This window comes from Streptomyces sp. NPDC096040, from assembly GCF_040303265.1.
In the GTDB taxonomy this organism is placed as follows: Bacteria; Actinomycetota; Actinomycetes; order Streptomycetales; family Streptomycetaceae; genus Streptomyces.
The window spans coordinates 16401-30562 of sequence record NZ_JBEOTA010000028.1; the positions used below are offsets into that span (position 1 = coordinate 16401).

At 70.7% G+C, this 14162-nt stretch carries 13 protein-coding genes; 9 read left to right on the top strand and 4 right to left on the bottom strand.

Going from position 1 to position 14162, the window contains the following annotated elements; translation table 11 throughout:
- Positions 1–143 precede the first annotated feature (143 nt).
- From ABTY98_RS32010 to ABTY98_RS32025, 4 genes are all read left to right on the top strand, one after another.
- Positions 144–947, top strand: a complete 804-nt coding sequence (locus tag ABTY98_RS32010; RefSeq protein ID WP_352224554.1) for an AAC(3) family N-acetyltransferase — start codon at positions 144–146, stop codon at positions 945–947.
- A 46-nt stretch (positions 948–993) separates the two neighbouring features.
- A complete protein-coding gene (locus ABTY98_RS32015) occupies positions 994–1917 on the top strand; it encodes an ABC transporter ATP-binding protein (protein WP_352224555.1) in 924 nt (307 codons plus the stop codon).
- Entirely contained in the window at positions 1914–2687 is a 774-nt protein-coding gene (locus tag ABTY98_RS32020) for an ABC transporter permease (RefSeq protein WP_352224556.1), read from the top strand. Before ABTY98_RS32015 ends, ABTY98_RS32020 begins: the two co-directional genes overlap by 4 nt.
- A gap of 104 nt (positions 2688–2791) precedes the next feature.
- A complete protein-coding gene (locus ABTY98_RS32025; protein ID WP_352224557.1) occupies positions 2792–3814 on the top strand; it encodes a COX15/CtaA family protein in 1023 nt (340 codons plus the stop codon).
- Here the strand turns inward: ABTY98_RS32025 and ABTY98_RS32030 are convergent.
- The 4 genes from ABTY98_RS32030 to ABTY98_RS32045 form a co-directional block, all read right to left on the bottom strand.
- Positions 3769–4506, bottom strand: a complete 738-nt coding sequence (locus ABTY98_RS32030; protein WP_352224558.1) for a nucleotidyltransferase domain-containing protein — start codon at positions 4504–4506, stop codon at positions 3769–3771. The genes ABTY98_RS32025 and ABTY98_RS32030 overlap by 46 nt on opposite strands.
- A gap of 18 nt (positions 4507–4524) precedes the next feature.
- Positions 4525–5631: an amidohydrolase family protein gene (locus ABTY98_RS32035; protein ID WP_352224559.1), complete on the bottom strand. Its 1107-nt coding sequence runs from the start codon at positions 5629–5631 to the stop codon at positions 4525–4527.
- A gap of 148 nt (positions 5632–5779) precedes the next feature.
- Positions 5780–6100 carry a hypothetical protein gene (locus ABTY98_RS32040; RefSeq protein WP_352224560.1) on the bottom strand — a complete coding sequence of 107 codons (321 nt, stop codon included), beginning with the start codon at positions 6098–6100 and terminating at the stop codon, positions 5780–5782.
- Positions 6101–6170: 70 nt separating this feature from the next.
- Positions 6171–7124, bottom strand: coding sequence for a heme o synthase (locus ABTY98_RS32045; RefSeq protein ID WP_352224630.1), 954 nt, complete (start codon positions 7122–7124; stop codon positions 6171–6173).
- A gap of 389 nt (positions 7125–7513) precedes the next feature.
- On the opposite strand from ABTY98_RS32045, the gene tkt reads away from it, so the two are divergent.
- Genes tkt through pgl form a run of 5 tightly spaced genes read left to right on the top strand, consistent with a single transcriptional unit; the run spans position 7514 to position 14154 of the window.
- Positions 7514–9601: a transketolase gene (gene tkt / locus ABTY98_RS32050; protein WP_352224561.1), complete on the top strand. Its 2088-nt coding sequence runs from the start codon at positions 7514–7516 to the stop codon at positions 9599–9601.
- 33 nt (positions 9602–9634) lie between these two features.
- Entirely contained in the window at positions 9635–10753 is a 1119-nt protein-coding gene (tal, locus tag ABTY98_RS32055) for a transaldolase (RefSeq protein ID WP_352224562.1), read from the top strand.
- A gap of 1 nt (position 10754) precedes the next feature.
- Entirely contained in the window at positions 10755–12278 is a 1524-nt protein-coding gene (gene zwf / locus ABTY98_RS32060) for a glucose-6-phosphate dehydrogenase (protein WP_352224563.1), read from the top strand.
- Positions 12275–13375, top strand: a complete 1101-nt coding sequence (opcA, locus tag ABTY98_RS32065) for a glucose-6-phosphate dehydrogenase assembly protein OpcA (protein WP_352224564.1) — start codon at positions 12275–12277, stop codon at positions 13373–13375. The genes zwf and opcA overlap by 4 nt, the downstream gene beginning before the upstream one ends.
- Positions 13372–14154 (top strand): 6-phosphogluconolactonase, encoded by a 783-nt coding sequence (gene pgl, locus ABTY98_RS32070; RefSeq protein WP_352224565.1) that lies wholly within the window; start codon positions 13372–13374, stop codon positions 14152–14154. Before opcA ends, pgl begins: the two co-directional genes overlap by 4 nt.
- Positions 14155–14162 lie beyond the last annotated feature (8 nt).

A 14162-nucleotide genomic window follows, 5' to 3' on the forward strand; every position in this document is an offset into this window, starting at 1 on the left:
CAGGCAAGCGGCGCCCGGACCGCCGGACGGTGCCCTGCGTCACTTAGGATTACCTAAACCGACCTGCGCAAACGATCTTTGATCGATCATCCCGCACGCAAAACGGTGGCGTCCGGCGGCCCAGTCCGGAACACTCCGGAACCATGCCCACACCTGCTCCGACCGGCCCTCTTGTCACCCGGGACACCCTCGCGAAGCAGCTTCGGCTGCTCGGTGTGAAGACCGGCGAAACCCTCCTCGCGCACACCTCGCTCAGTTCCCTCGGCTGGGTCAACGGCGGAGCCGTGGCGGTCGCCCAAAGTCTTCTCGACGCCCTTGGGCCGAACGGCACCCTGGTGGTCCCCACCCAGACCGGCGACCTCTCGGACCCGGCGGTGTGGCGGAATCCTCCGGTACCGCAGGAGTGGTGGGAGACCATCCGGGCCACCATGCCGTCGTACGACCCCCGGGTCACCCCCGCGCGCGGGGTCGGCGTGATCCCGGAGACCGTGCGGACCTGGCCGGGCGCCCTGCGCAGCGCGCACCCGCAGACCTCGTTCGCCGCGATCGGTCCCCGCGCGGCCGAGATCGTCGAGGGCCACGCCACCGACTGCCGACTCGGCGAGCGGAGCCCGCTGGGCCGCCTGGAGAAGCTGGACGCGCGCGTGCTCATGCTCGGCACCGGTTACGCCACCTGCACCAGCTTCCACCTGGCCGAATACCGCATACCGTCGCCCCGCGTCCGGGTCGGCCGGCCCGCCCCGGGCGGCGGCTGGGAGGTGGTGACCGAGGTGTCGATCACCTCCGACCGCTTCGACGAACTGGGCTGCGACTTCGAACGCGACCGGCCCGTCGTCGTACGCGGAACGGTCGGCGCGGCCGAGGCCCGGCTCTTCCCCGTACGTGAGGCGGTGGCCTATGCCGAGCGATGGCTGGCCGTACACCGACCCCGTGAGGAGGAGATCTAGCACCCGGCCGTCCGGGTGACGGCAGCCGTCCCTAGACTCTGTCACCATGCGAAGTGAGCCCGTGGTCCAGGTGCGGAACCTGGTGAAGCGGTACGGCACGAAACCCGCCGTGGACGGCCTCGACCTGGTGGCCCGGCCGGGTGTGACCGCCGTACTCGGACCCAACGGCGCGGGAAAGACGACGACGATCGAGACCTGCGAGGGGTACCGCAGGCCGGACTCCGGCTCGGTGCGCGTCCTGGGCCTCGATCCCGTACGGCAGTCCGCCGAGCTGCGCCCCAGAGTGGGCGTGATGCTCCAGTCCGGCGGGGTCTACTCCGGCGCCCGCGCGGACGAGATGCTGCGGCACGTGGCGAAGCTGCACGCGCAGCCGCTGGACGTGGACGCGTTGATCGAGCGGCTGGGCCTTGGCGGCTGCGGCCGTACGGCGTACCGCCGGCTCTCCGGCGGCCAGCAGCAGCGGCTGGCGCTCGCCATGGCCGTCGTGGGCCGTCCGGAACTGGTCTTCCTCGACGAGCCGACCGCCGGACTCGACCCGCAGGCCCGCCGGGCCACCTGGGACCTGGTGCGGGACCTGCGCACCGACGGCGTTTCGGTCATCCTCACCACCCACTACATGGAGGAGGCCGAGCAACTCGCCGACGACGTCGCCGTCATCGACGCCGGCCGGGTGATCGCCCAGGGCTCCCCCGAGGAACTGTGCAAGGGCGGCGCCGAGAACACCCTGCGGTTCACCGGCCGCCCCGGCCTCGACGTCGCCTCCCTGCTCAAGGCGCTCCCCGCCGACTCCTCGGCCGCCGAGCTGACGCCGGGTTCCTACCGGGTCATGGGCAAGGTCAACCCGCAGTTGCTGGCGACGGTGACCTCGTGGTGCGCCCAGCACGGGGTGATGCCGGACCGCATCTCGGTCGAACGCCACACGCTGGAGGACGTCTTCCTGGAGCTGACCGGCAAGGAGCTGCGCTCATGACCACCGCCACGGGCACCCACACCCCGAAGCCGGGTGCCGCCCCGCTCCCCCGCATGATCGCGGCGCAGGCGGCCCTGGAGACGAAGATGCTGCTGCGCAACGGCGAGCAGCTGCTGCTGACGGTGGTGATCCCGACGCTGCTCCTGGTCCTGTTCAGCTCGGTGGACGTCGTGGACACGGGGGCCGGCAAGTCGGTCGACTTCCTGGCCCCGGGCATCCTCGCCCTCGCCGTCATGTCCACGGCCTTCACGGGCCAGGCCATCGCGACCGGCTTCGAACGCCGGTACGGCGTCCTGAAGCGGCTCGCCTCCTCCCCGCTGCCCCGCTGGGGGCTGATGACGGCGAAGACGGCGTCGGTCCTGGTCACCGAGATCCTCCAGGTGATCCTGCTGACGGTGATCGCCTTCGCGCTCGGCTGGTCCCCGCACGGCAACCCCCTCGCCGTCCTGCTCCTGCTGGTCCTCGGCACGGCCGCGTTCTCCGGCCTCGGCCTGCTGATGGCGGGCACCCTCAAGGCGGAGGCGACACTGGCGGCCGCCAACCTGGTGTTCCTGCTGCTGCTCGTGGGCGGCGGGGTCATCGTCCCGCTGGACAAGTTCGGCTCGACGGGCCAGGACGTACTGGGCCTGCTGCCCATCTCCGCACTGTCGGACGGCCTGCGCGACGTCCTCCAGCACGGCGCCGGGATGCCGTGGGGCGACCTGGGGATCCTGGCGGTGTGGGCGGTGGTGGGGCTGGCTGCCGCCGGGCGCTTCTTCCGCTGGGAGTAGACCAGATCGGCAGAGAGCGCCCGATGCCGCATGTCGCCGAGACGCGCCGACGTGCCGCTCACATCCCCGACCCTCGTGAACGCATGCACAAGCGGCCCCCTACGATGGTGCGCGTGCCAAAGCTGACCCCCGCCGACGCCGTAGCGGCCGTGCGCAACCCGCTCGCCTTCATCGCCGACCGCTGGACCCCGGATCCCCGGACCGTCCGGCGCGCGGCCCTCGCCGCACTCGTCATGTCGGTGGTCATCGTGGTCACCGGCGGTGCGGTCCGGCTCACCGGCTCCGGCCTCGGCTGCCCGACCTGGCCCGAGTGCACCGACGGCTCGCTGACCCCGACGACCGCGCTGAGCTACCACAGCGCCATCGAGTTCACGAACCGCATGCTGACCTATGTGCTGTGCGCGGCGGTCGGCTGGGCGATCATCGCCGCCCGGTCCCAGAAGCCGTACCGGCGCAGCCTGACGCGGCTGGGCTGGGCGCAGTTCTGGCTCGTGATGAGCAACGCGATCCTCGGCGGCGTCGTGGTGCTCGTCGGCCTCAACCCGTACACCGTCGCCGCCCACTTCCTGCTGGCGACCGCCCTCATCACGGTCGCCGCCCTGATGTGGCAGCGCACCCGCGAGGGCGACGGGGAGCCGCGCCCGTTGGTCGGCAAGGCCGTGCAGCAGCTGGTGTGGGCCCTGGTGACCGTGTCGCTGCTGCTCATCGCGGTGGGCACGGTGGTGACCGGCGCCGGCCCGCACCCGGGCGACTCCGGCGAGGTGGAGCGCATCCACGTCAGCTGGGCAGGCGTCGCCGAGCTGCACGCGGTGCTGGCCTGGATCGTGGTGTCGCTGACCTTCGCGCTCTGGTTCTTCCTGAGGGGCATCAACGCTCCCCAAGGACCGCGCGACCGCACCCGTGACCTCTTCCTGATCCTGCTCGGCCAGGGCGTGATCGGTTACGTCCAGTACTTCACGCACCTGCCCACGGTCCTGGTGGGTTTCCACATGTTCGGCTCCTGCCTGGTGTGGATCGGCGTACTGCGGGTCCTGCTCTCCCTGCGGGAACGCGCCGACGTCCCGGCCGCCGACCTGCCCGCTCAGTCGTACGACGCGGTGAGCGCGTCGATGGCCGCCCCCAAGTAGTTCCGGGCCAGCCGGGCCCTGCGCGCCGTCCACTCCTCGGTGGGCGGCGCGGGGTCGTCATAGCGACGGCTGCGGATGTCCTCGACGACCTCGACGGGCGCCCCGAGGCCCGGCAGCAGGTCGAGCGACTCCCGTTTGGAGATCAGCCGGCCCTCGCGTGCGGTGACGGTTGCGCGGGCGAAGGTGATCAGGCCCAGGTCGACCCAGATGTCCTGCCTCCAGAGCGGGGCGTTGTCGACGGCGGCCCTCCAGAAGTCCCGCTGGTCGCGTACGACGAAGTCACGGAGTTCCTGGTCCGGCACGGCCGGCAGCAGCTCCGTCGGCGGTCGTCCGTGCAGCACCCGCCCGAAGGCGTGCAGCTCACGCCGGGTCACCGGGGTGACCGGCCGTCTGAACAGCTGCTCGTGCGCCCAGGTCAGATGGCGGCGCGCGGCGTCGTCCGCGGTCGAAGGGGTCAGGTAGGTGCAGTGCAGCCCGGCTGCGAGCGGCACCGCACGCAGCCGGGCGTGCGCTACGGCGATCCTCCATACGACGGCCGGGGTCACCGGGCCCGGCAGCACCGCGACGAGGTCCAGGTCGCTACGGCCCTCCTGGTAGTCGCCACCGGCGAGCGAGCCATGCGCCCAGACGGCGACGGGGTCCAGGGGTGTCAGTTCGTGGCAGAAGCTGGTCAGTAACGTCTCGGTCCGCATGCGCTCAGTCTGTGCGGCTCACTCCAGCCCGTACACCCGCCTCGCGTTCCCCGCCGCGATCAGCTTGGCCACGCGTTGTGCGTCGCCGAGTGACCAGGCGTCCTCGGCCACCCAGGTGCCGAGGACGCGGGCGAGGGACTCGCGGAAGAGGCGGGCGCCGACGACGTGCAGTTCGGGCAGGCCGTGGGCGCCGCTGGAGAAGAGGATCTTGCCGAAGGGGGCCAGTTCCAGGATCTCGGCGAGGATCGTCGCGGCCCGGGCTCCGGTGCGGACCAGGGCCGCGCCCGAGTCGGCGTACACGTGCGAGAAGACGCCGGCGAGGTGGGCGGCGTGGCGGTGGTACGGGTAGCCGTGCAGCAGGACCAGGTCGGTGCCGAGGCCCGCGGTGGCCCGGACGAAGTCGGTCAGCAGGACCGGGTCGGTGCGGTCGATCCGGGCGCCGGGCTCGCCGAGGCCCGCATGCAGCTGGAGCGGGAGACCGGAGGCCACGGCGATCCACAGCAGGTGCCGTAGCAGGACCGGGTCGGTCAGCTCACCACCGACCCGGCGGGCCGCCAGCCAGCGGCCGGCGGCGCCTCTCACCTCGCCGGGTCCGGGCGGCTCGGGGGCCAGGGCGAGGCCGTGCCGCAGTCCGGCGACGGAGGTGAAGGCGACCGCGTTCGCCGCCGCGCCGTGCACCGACTCGGCGAGGTTGGCGAGGAAGGACTCGACGGTGCCGGAGGTGTCGGCGACCTGCTCCGCGAGGAGTTCCAGGCGGACGATCTCCCTCGCCTCGGCGGCGCCGGTGGAGGCCAGCTCCGCGGGGCCGGTGAGGTCGCCGGGGAGGCCGGTGTCGACGAGGTAGGTGGTGATGCCGCTGCCCCGCAGCAGGCGGCGGCCCGCCTCCAGGACGCCGAGCTCGCGGCGCCGGGCGAGATAGCGGGCGGGCGGGCAGTGGGGTTCCAGGCCGAGGAGCGGGGGGCACCAGCGTCGTACCGCGAAACCGGTCTGCGTGTCGAAGAGGGTGGTGCCAGGGGCCGGGGGGCCTTCGGTGCGGGCGAGCTGGGCCTCGAAGGTGCCCAGGCCCAGCTCGGTGCGGAGCACTCCGTGGCAGTACTGGTCCACCAGGGACGGCGTTTCGATCATCCGGGCTCCCCCGTGGACGGCTGCTTGACCGTCTTAACGGGTGAACGGGGACGGAGGTCGCGGTTCAGCTCAGGGGTACGGGTGGTTCGTCGGCCACCGCTTGCGGGTGGTTGCTCGCGCCGTTCCCGGCGCCCCTGAAAACAGCTGCTCAGCCGCCGATCTGGAGGCCCGCCATGCGCTTCCACTCGTACGGGCCCGTCGTCACCTTCGCGGCGAACTCACCGTCGAAGGACTCGTGGACGGTGATACCCGCCTTCTCCACCGCCTGCCGGGCGATCTCGGTGCTCGGGGCCACCAGGTCGCCCCAGCCGCCGTCCTCGCCGACGAGGACGATGCGGGCGCCGCGTTCGCCGATGTAGGCGACCTGGCCCTCGGCGCCGCCGTGGGCCTTGGCGAAGGTGCTGATCTGCTTGGCGAGGCGCGCGACCTTGCGCTCGGCCTTCTGGTCAACCTGCTGCGTGTCTGCCATGAGCAGGATGCTACTCACGAGTAGATCGACTGGCGAGGGCAGGGCGGTGTGATGTGGGCCGACGCAGGGGTCAGCGGAGGAAGGGGTCCACGGCCACTGCCACGAACAGCAGCGACACATAGGTGATGGACCAGTGGAACAGGCGCATCTCCTTGAGCTTCCCGCCCGTCACCTCCGACTTGGCGCGGTTCTGCAGGGCGTGCGCCTCCCAGAGCCACCAGCCGCCCGCCACCAGGGCGACCAGCATGTAGAACCAGCCGGTGTAGCCGAGGGGGGTCAGGAGCAGGGAGACGGCGACCATCACCCAGCTGTAGATGACGATCTGCTTGGCGACCACCTTGTTGGAGGCGACGACCGGCAGCATCGGGACGCCCACGCGCGCGTAGTCGTCCTTGACCTTCATGGACAGGGGCCAGTAGTGCGGCGGCGTCCAGAAGAACATGACGAGGAAGAGGATGATCGGCGCCCACGACATGGAGTCCGTGACGGCCGACCAGCCGATCAGCACCGGGAGGCAGCCCGCGATGCCGCCCCACACGATGTTCTGCGAGGTACGGCGCTTGAGGATCATCGTGTAGACGACGACGTAGAAGAGGAGCGCTCCGAGTGACAGCCAGGCGCTCAGCCAGTTGACGGTGAATCCGAACAACAGGGTGGAGACGACCGCCAGGGTGATGCCGAAGACGAGGCACTCACGCGGGCTGACCATGCCGGTCACCAGTGGCCGCTGCGAAGTGCGGTCCATCAGCGCGTCGATGTCCCGGTCGATGTACATGTTGAGCGCGTTGGCGCCGCCCGCGGAGAGATAACCGCCGACGCACGTCAGCAGCACCAGCGTCAGGTCGGGCACGCCCTGCTGCGCCAGGAACATCACCGGAACGGTGGTGATGAGCAGCAGCTCGATGATCCGCGGCTTGGTCAGCGCCACGAAAGCTTTGACACGGGCCCCGAACGGCCGGTGACTCGGGCTCTCGCTCGCACCGAGTACCCCCGCTGGACGGGATTCGACGGCCGTCACGCACACCCCTGACAGAGACATCCCAGCAAGCCTCCCCGTGTGAAGTAGCGGTAAAGGCTCGCGCGTACCACGCCACTTTAGACGTTGCCCATACCTCGGCCTTCGCGGGGGTGGGGTCGTGTTGGCGGGCGTCTCGGGAGAGCCGGGAGGGGCTCGGTTGAGCAGTCGTATGAGCGGCTCCGTATTCATGTGCATTCATGTGCCGACATGCCTTCCCGGCCAGTCGGGAGGCGGATCCCCGCAAGGCCCGGCAGTCTGGAAACACTCGAAAAATTGCACGTCCTTACGGGGGTAGGCTCGACAGCGGCCGGTGGGCACCCAGTGCACCGGCAGCCGGTGCGGGCGTGTGCCCGTGGGCCGGTAACCGAACATGTGGAGAGGAGCCCTGACCCAGGGTGAGCACCAAGCCGACCACCACAGACCTCGACTGGACCGAGTTGGACCAGCGGGCCGTCGATACCGCCCGTGTCCTGGCCGCCGACGCCGTACAGAAGGTCGGCAACGGCCATCCGGGTACGGCGATGAGCCTGGCGCCGGCCGCGTACACCCTCTTCCAGAAGGTGATGCGACACGACCCGTCCGACCCCGACTGGGTGGGCCGCGACCGTTTCGTGCTGTCCGCCGGCCACTCGTCGCTGACCCTGTACACGCAGCTCTACCTGGCCGGCTTCGGCCTGGAGCTGGAAGACCTGGAGTCCTTCCGGACCTGGGGCTCGAAGACCCCGGGCCACCCGGAGTACGGCCACACCAAGGGCGTGGAGACCACCACGGGCCCCCTCGGCCAGGGTGTCGCCAACGCGGTGGGCATGGCCATGGCCTCCCGCTACGAGCGCGGACTGTTCGACCCGGACGCACCGCAGGGCGAGTCCCCCTTCGACCACTTCGTCTACTGCATCGCCGGTGACGGCTGCCTCCAGGAGGGCATCTCCGCCGAGGCGTCCTCGATGGCCGGCCACCAGAAGCTCGGCAACCTGGTCCTGCTGTGGGACGACAACCACATCTCGATCGAGGGCGACACCGAGACGGCCGTCTCCGAGGACACCGTCAAGCGGTACGAGGCATACGGCTGGCACGTCCAGCGCGTCGCCCCGAAGCCGGACGGCGACCTGGACCCGCACGCCATCTACAACGCGATCGAGGCCGCTAAGAAGGTGACGGACAAGCCGTCCTTCATCGCGATGCGCTCGATCATCGCCTGGCCCGCCCCGCACGCGCAGAACACCGAGGCCGCCCACGGCTCGGCGCTCGGCGAGGACGAGGTCGCGGCCACCAAGCGTGTCCTCGGCTTCGACCCGGAGAAGAGCTTCTACGTCGCCGACGAGGTCCTCGCCCACACCCGCCGGGCCCTGGAGCGCGGTGCCGCCGCGAAGGCCGAGTGGGAGAAGTCGTTCCAGCTGTGGCGTGACAACAACGCCGAGCGGGCCGCCGAGTTCGACCGTGTCGCCGCGTGCGAGCTGCCCACCGGCTGGGAGGAGAAGATCCCGGTCTTCGAGCCCGGCAAGGGCGTCGCCACCCGTGCCGCCTCCGGCAAGGTGCTCCAGGCCCTGGGCGCGGTCATCCCCGAACTGTGGGGCGGCTCCGCCGACCTCGCCGGGTCGAACAACACGACCATCGACAAGGACAGCTCGTTCCTGCCGGCGGACAACCCGCTGCCGGGCGCGAACCCCTACGGCCGCACCATCCACTTCGGTATCCGCGAGCACTCCATGGCCGCGGAGATGAACGGCATCACCCTGCACGGCAACACCCGTGTCTACGGCGGTACGTTCCTCGTCTTCTCCGACTACATGCGCAACGCCGTCCGTCTCTCGGCGCTGATGCACCTGCCGGTGACGTACGTGTGGACGCACGACTCCATCGGTCTCGGCGAGGACGGCCCGACGCACCAGCCGGTCGAGCACCTCGCCTCGCTGCGTGCCATCCCGGGCCTGAACGTGGTCCGCCCGGCGGATGCCAACGAGACCGCGATCGCCTGGCGCGAGATCCTCAGGCGCTACACCAAGGTCTTCGGCAAGGGCGCCCCGCACGGCCTGGCGCTCACCCGTCAGGGCGTGCCGGTGTACGAGTCCAACGAGGACACGGTGCGCGGCGGGTATGTGCTGTTCGAGGCCTCGAACGGGACGCCGGAGGTCATCCTCATCGCCACCGGCTCCGAGGTGCACGTCGCCGTCGAGGCGCGCGAGCAGCTGGAGGCCGACGGCGTACCGACCCGGGTCGTCTCCATGCCGTGCGTGGAGTGGTTCGAGGAGCAGGACCAGGGGTACCGGGACAGCGTCCTGCCGCCCACCGTGAAGGCGCGTGTGTCGGTCGAGGCGGGCATCGGTCTGACGTGGCACAAGTACGTCGGAGACGCTGGCCGCATCGTTTCCCTGGAGCACTTCGGTGCTTCCGCCGACGGCAAGGTGCTCTTCCGCGAGTTCGGCTTCACTGCCGAGAACGTGGCCGCCAAGGCCCGGGAATCCATCGCCGCCGCCCAGCGCTGACGCTCATATACGACACGTAGGAGATGTAATTCCATGACAGACGCACTCAAGCGCCTCTCCGAGGAAGGCGTCGCGATCTGGCTGGACGACCTGTCGCGCAAGCGGATCACGTCCGGCAACCTCGCCGAGCTGATCGACCAGCAGCACGTCGTGGGCGTCACCACCAACCCGACGATCTTCCAGAAGGCGATCTCGCAGGGCGACGGCTACGACCAGCAGCTCTCGGACCTCGCCGCCCGCAAGGTGACGGTCGAAGAGGCCGTCCGCATGATCACCACGGCGGACGTCCGCGACGCCGCCGACATCCTGCACCCGGTGTTCGACGCGACCGACGGCCAGGACGGCCGGGTGTCGATCGAGGTCGACCCGCGCCTGGCGCACAACACCAAGGCGACGGTCGCCGAGGCCAAGCAGCTGGCCTGGCTGGTGGACCGCCCCAACACGCTCATCAAGATCCCGGCCACCGAGGCGGGTCTGCCGGCGATCACCGAGGTCATCGGCCTCGGCATCAGCGTCAACGTCACGCTTATCTTCTCGCTCGAGCGCTACCGCAAGGTGATGGACGCCTACCTGGCCGGTCTGGAGAAGGCCAAGGAGCGCGGCCTCGACCTGTCGCTCATCCGTTCGGTGGCGTCGTTCTTCGTGTCCCGCGTGGACACCGAGATCGACCGGCGCCTGGACGAGCTGGGCACCGACGAGTCCAAGGCGCTGCGCGGCAAGGCCGCCGTCGCCAACGCCCGCCTCGCCTACCAGGCGTACGAGGAGGTCTTCTCGACCTCCCGCTGGACCGCGCTGGAGAGCGCGGGCGCCAACAAGCAGCGTCCGCTGTGGGCGTCGACCGGTGTGAAGGACCCGGCGTACAAGGACACCATGTACGTCGACGACCTGGTCGCGCCGAACACGGTGAACACCATGCCGGAGGCCACCCTCTTCGCGGTCGAGGACCACGGCGACATCACTGGCAACACCATCGCCGGCACCTACGAGCAGGCCCGCGCCGACCTCGACGCCATCGAGCGGCTCGGCATCTCGTACGACGACGTGGTCCAGGTTCTGGAGGACGAGGGCGTCGAGAAGTTCGAGGCGTCCTGGAACGACCTGCTCAAGTCGACCCAGGCGGAGCTGGAGCGCCTGGCCCCCTCGGAGGGCTAAATTGTCGAGCAGCAACCCGCTGCGTGACCCCGCAGACCGACGGCTCCCGCGTATCGCGGGGCCGTCGGGTCTGGTCATCTTCGGCGTCACGGGCGACCTCTCCCGCAAGAAGCTCATGCCCGCGGTCTACGACCTCGCCAACCGGGGTCTGCTGCCGCCGGGCTTCTCCCTGGTCGGCTTCGCCCGCCGTGAGTGGGCCAACGAGGACTTCGCCGCCGAGGTCCACGACGCCGTCAAGGAACACGCCCGCACGCCGTTCCGCGAGGAGGTCTGGCAGCAGCTCATCCAGGGGATGCGCTTCGTCCAGGGCACCTTCGACGACGACGACGCGTTCGAACGGCTCCGCTCCACCATCGAGGAGCTCGACAAGGCGCAGGGCACCGGCGGCAACTTCGCCTTCTACCTCTCCGTCCCGCCACGCTCCTTCCCGGTCGTCATCCAGCAGCTGAAGAAGCACGGCCTGGCGGACCAGGCCGGCGGCTCCTGGCGGCGCGCGGTCATCGAGAAGCCCTTCGGCCACGACCTGAAGTCGGCCGAGGAGCTCAACAAGGTCGTGCACGAGGTGTTCGAACCGGACCAGGTCTTCCGGATCGACCACTACCTGGGCAAGGAGACCGTCCAGAACATACTGGCGCTGCGCTTCGCCAACACCATGTTCGAGCCGGTCTGGAACCGGTCCTTCGTGGACCACGTCCAGATCACCATGGCCGAGGACATCGGCATCGGCGGCCGCGCCGGCTACTACGACGGCATCGGCGCGGCCCGTGACGTCATCCAGAACCATCTGCTCCAGCTGATGGCGCTGACCGCGATGGAGGAGCCCGCCTCCTTCGACGCGGACGCGCTGGCCGCCGAGAAGGAGAAGGTGCTCGGCGCGGTACGGCTGCCGGACGACCTGGGCAGGCACACCGTGCGCGGCCAGTACGCGGCCGGCTGGCAGGGCGGCGAGAAGGTCATCGGCTACCTCGAAGAGGACGGCATCGACGGCAAGTCGAAGACCGACACGTACGCGGCGGTCAAGCTGGAGATCGACAACCGCCGCTGGGCCGGCGTGCCGTTCTACCTGCGCACCGGCAAGCGGCTGGGCCGCCGGGTCACCGAGATCGCGGTGGTCTTCCAGCGGGCCCCGCACTCCCCCTTCGACCACACCGCCACCGAGGAACTCGGGCAGAACGCGGTCGTCATCCGCGTCCAGCCCGACGAGGGCATCACGGTCCGCTTCGGCTCCAAGGTACCGGGCACCTCGATGGAGATCCGGGACGTGTCGATGGACTTCGCCTACGGCGAGTCCTTCACCGAGTCCTCGCCGGAGGCCTACGAGCGGCTGATCCTGGACGTGCTGCTCGGCGACGCCAACCTCTTCCCGCGCACGGAGGAGGTCGAGCTGTCCTGGAAGATCCTCGACCCGATCGAGGACTACTGGGACCAGCACGGCAGGCCCGCCCAGTACCCGTCGGGCACCTGGGGTCCCGTCGAGGCCGACGAGATGCTCGCACAAGACGGACGGAGCTGGCGCCGGCCATGAAGATAGACCTCACGGACACCACGGCCGGCAAGGTCAACAAGGCGCTGGTGCAGGGCCGCCGGGCCATCGGGACGCCTGCCGTGGGCATGGTGCTCACCCTCGTCATCGTCACCGACGAGGAGAACGCGTACGACGCCCTGAAGGCCGCCGGCGACGCCTCGCACGAGCACCCCTCGCGCACCCTGGTCGTCATCAAGCGCGTCTCCCGCTCCCCTCGCGACCGTACGACGTCCCGTCTGGACGCGGAGGTCCGGGTGGGCGTGGACGCGGGCTCCGGCGAGACGGTGGTGCTGCGGCTGTACGGCGAGGTCGCCGACCACGCCGACTCGGTCGTACTGCCGCTGCTGCTGCCGGACGCGCCGGTCGTCGTCTGGTGGCCGGTGAACGCCCCGCTCGACCCGGCGAAGGACCCGCTGGGCGCCCTCGCCCAGCGCCGGGTCACCGACACCTACTCCTCCGAACAGCCGGTACGGGAGCTGACCGCCCGCGCGGACGCCTACACCCCCGGCGACACGGACCTGTCCTGGACCCGGATCACGCCCTGGCGCTCGATGCTGGCGGCGGCCCTGGACCAGGTGGTCTGCGAGGTCAAGGCCGTCGAGGTGGAGGGCGAGGAGTTCAACCCGAGCTGTGAGCTGCTGGCGATGTGGCTCGCGGACCGGCTGGACGTCCCCGTCAAGCGCTCCCTGTCCTCGGGCCCCGGCCTCACCGCGGTCCGGATGGAGACCAGCGAGGGAGCGATCGCGCTGGACCGCGCGAACGGCTCCCTGGCAACGCTGTCCATCGACGGCCAACCGGACCGCGCGGTGGCACTCAAGCGCCGGGAGACGGCCGAGCTGATCGCCGAGGAGCTGCGGCGGCTCGACCCGGACGACACCTACGCGTCGGCGCTGCGGTTCGGTGTGGAACGGCTGAACGCGTCGGCCTCACCGGCCGCGGAACCGGTACCGGCGGCTCCGGCCGCTCCGGCGCCAGCCGCTCCGGCGCCGGAGGCGTCGCCCAAAGGAGAACCGGCCGTCGAAGCCGCTGCCCCGGAAGCTCCCGCACCCGAGGCGGCGGCGAAGGCACCGCTGAAGAAGAGGGCGACATCGTCATGAGCACTCCCCAGCTGGTCGTGCACCGCGACAAGGAGCTGATGGCACAGGCTGCCGCGGCCCGCCTGATCACGAAGATCGTGGACGCCCAGGCCTCCCGGGGCGAGGCGTCCGTGGTCCTCACGGGCGGCCGCAACGGCAACGGCCTGCTCGCGGCACTCGCAGCGGCACCGGCCCGGGACGCCATCGACTGGGGCCGGCTCGACCTGTGGTGGGGCGACGAACGGTTCCTCCCCGAGGGCGACCCGGAGCGCAATGTCACCCAGGCCCGGCAGGCCCTGCTCGACCACGTCCCGGTGGACCCGAAGCGCGTGCACGCCATGCCCGCGTCGGACGGCCCCTGGGGCGCGGACGTGGACGCGGCGGCCGAGTCCTACGCGGCGGAACTGGCCCGCGCGGCCGGTCCCGAGAACCACGGCTCGGTGCCGACCTTCGACGTCCTGATGCTGGGTGTCGGCCCGGACACGCACGTGGCCTCGCTCTTCCCGGAGCTGCCCGCGGTCCGGGAGACCGAGCGCACGGTGGTGGGCGTCCACGGCGCCCCCAAGCCGCCGCCGACCCGGGTCTCCCTCACCCTCCCCGCCATCCGCTCGGCCCGAGAGGTCTGGCTGCTGGCGGCGGGCGAGGACAAGGCCGAGGCCGTCGCCATCGCCCTCTCGGGCGCGGGCGAGATCCAGGCCCCGGCAGCGGGTGCCCGGGGCCGCCAGCGCACCCTGTGGCTCCTGGACGCGGCAGCGGCGGCCCAGCTGCCCCGCTCGCTGTACCCGCCGGCTTCGGCGTGACGAAGCCC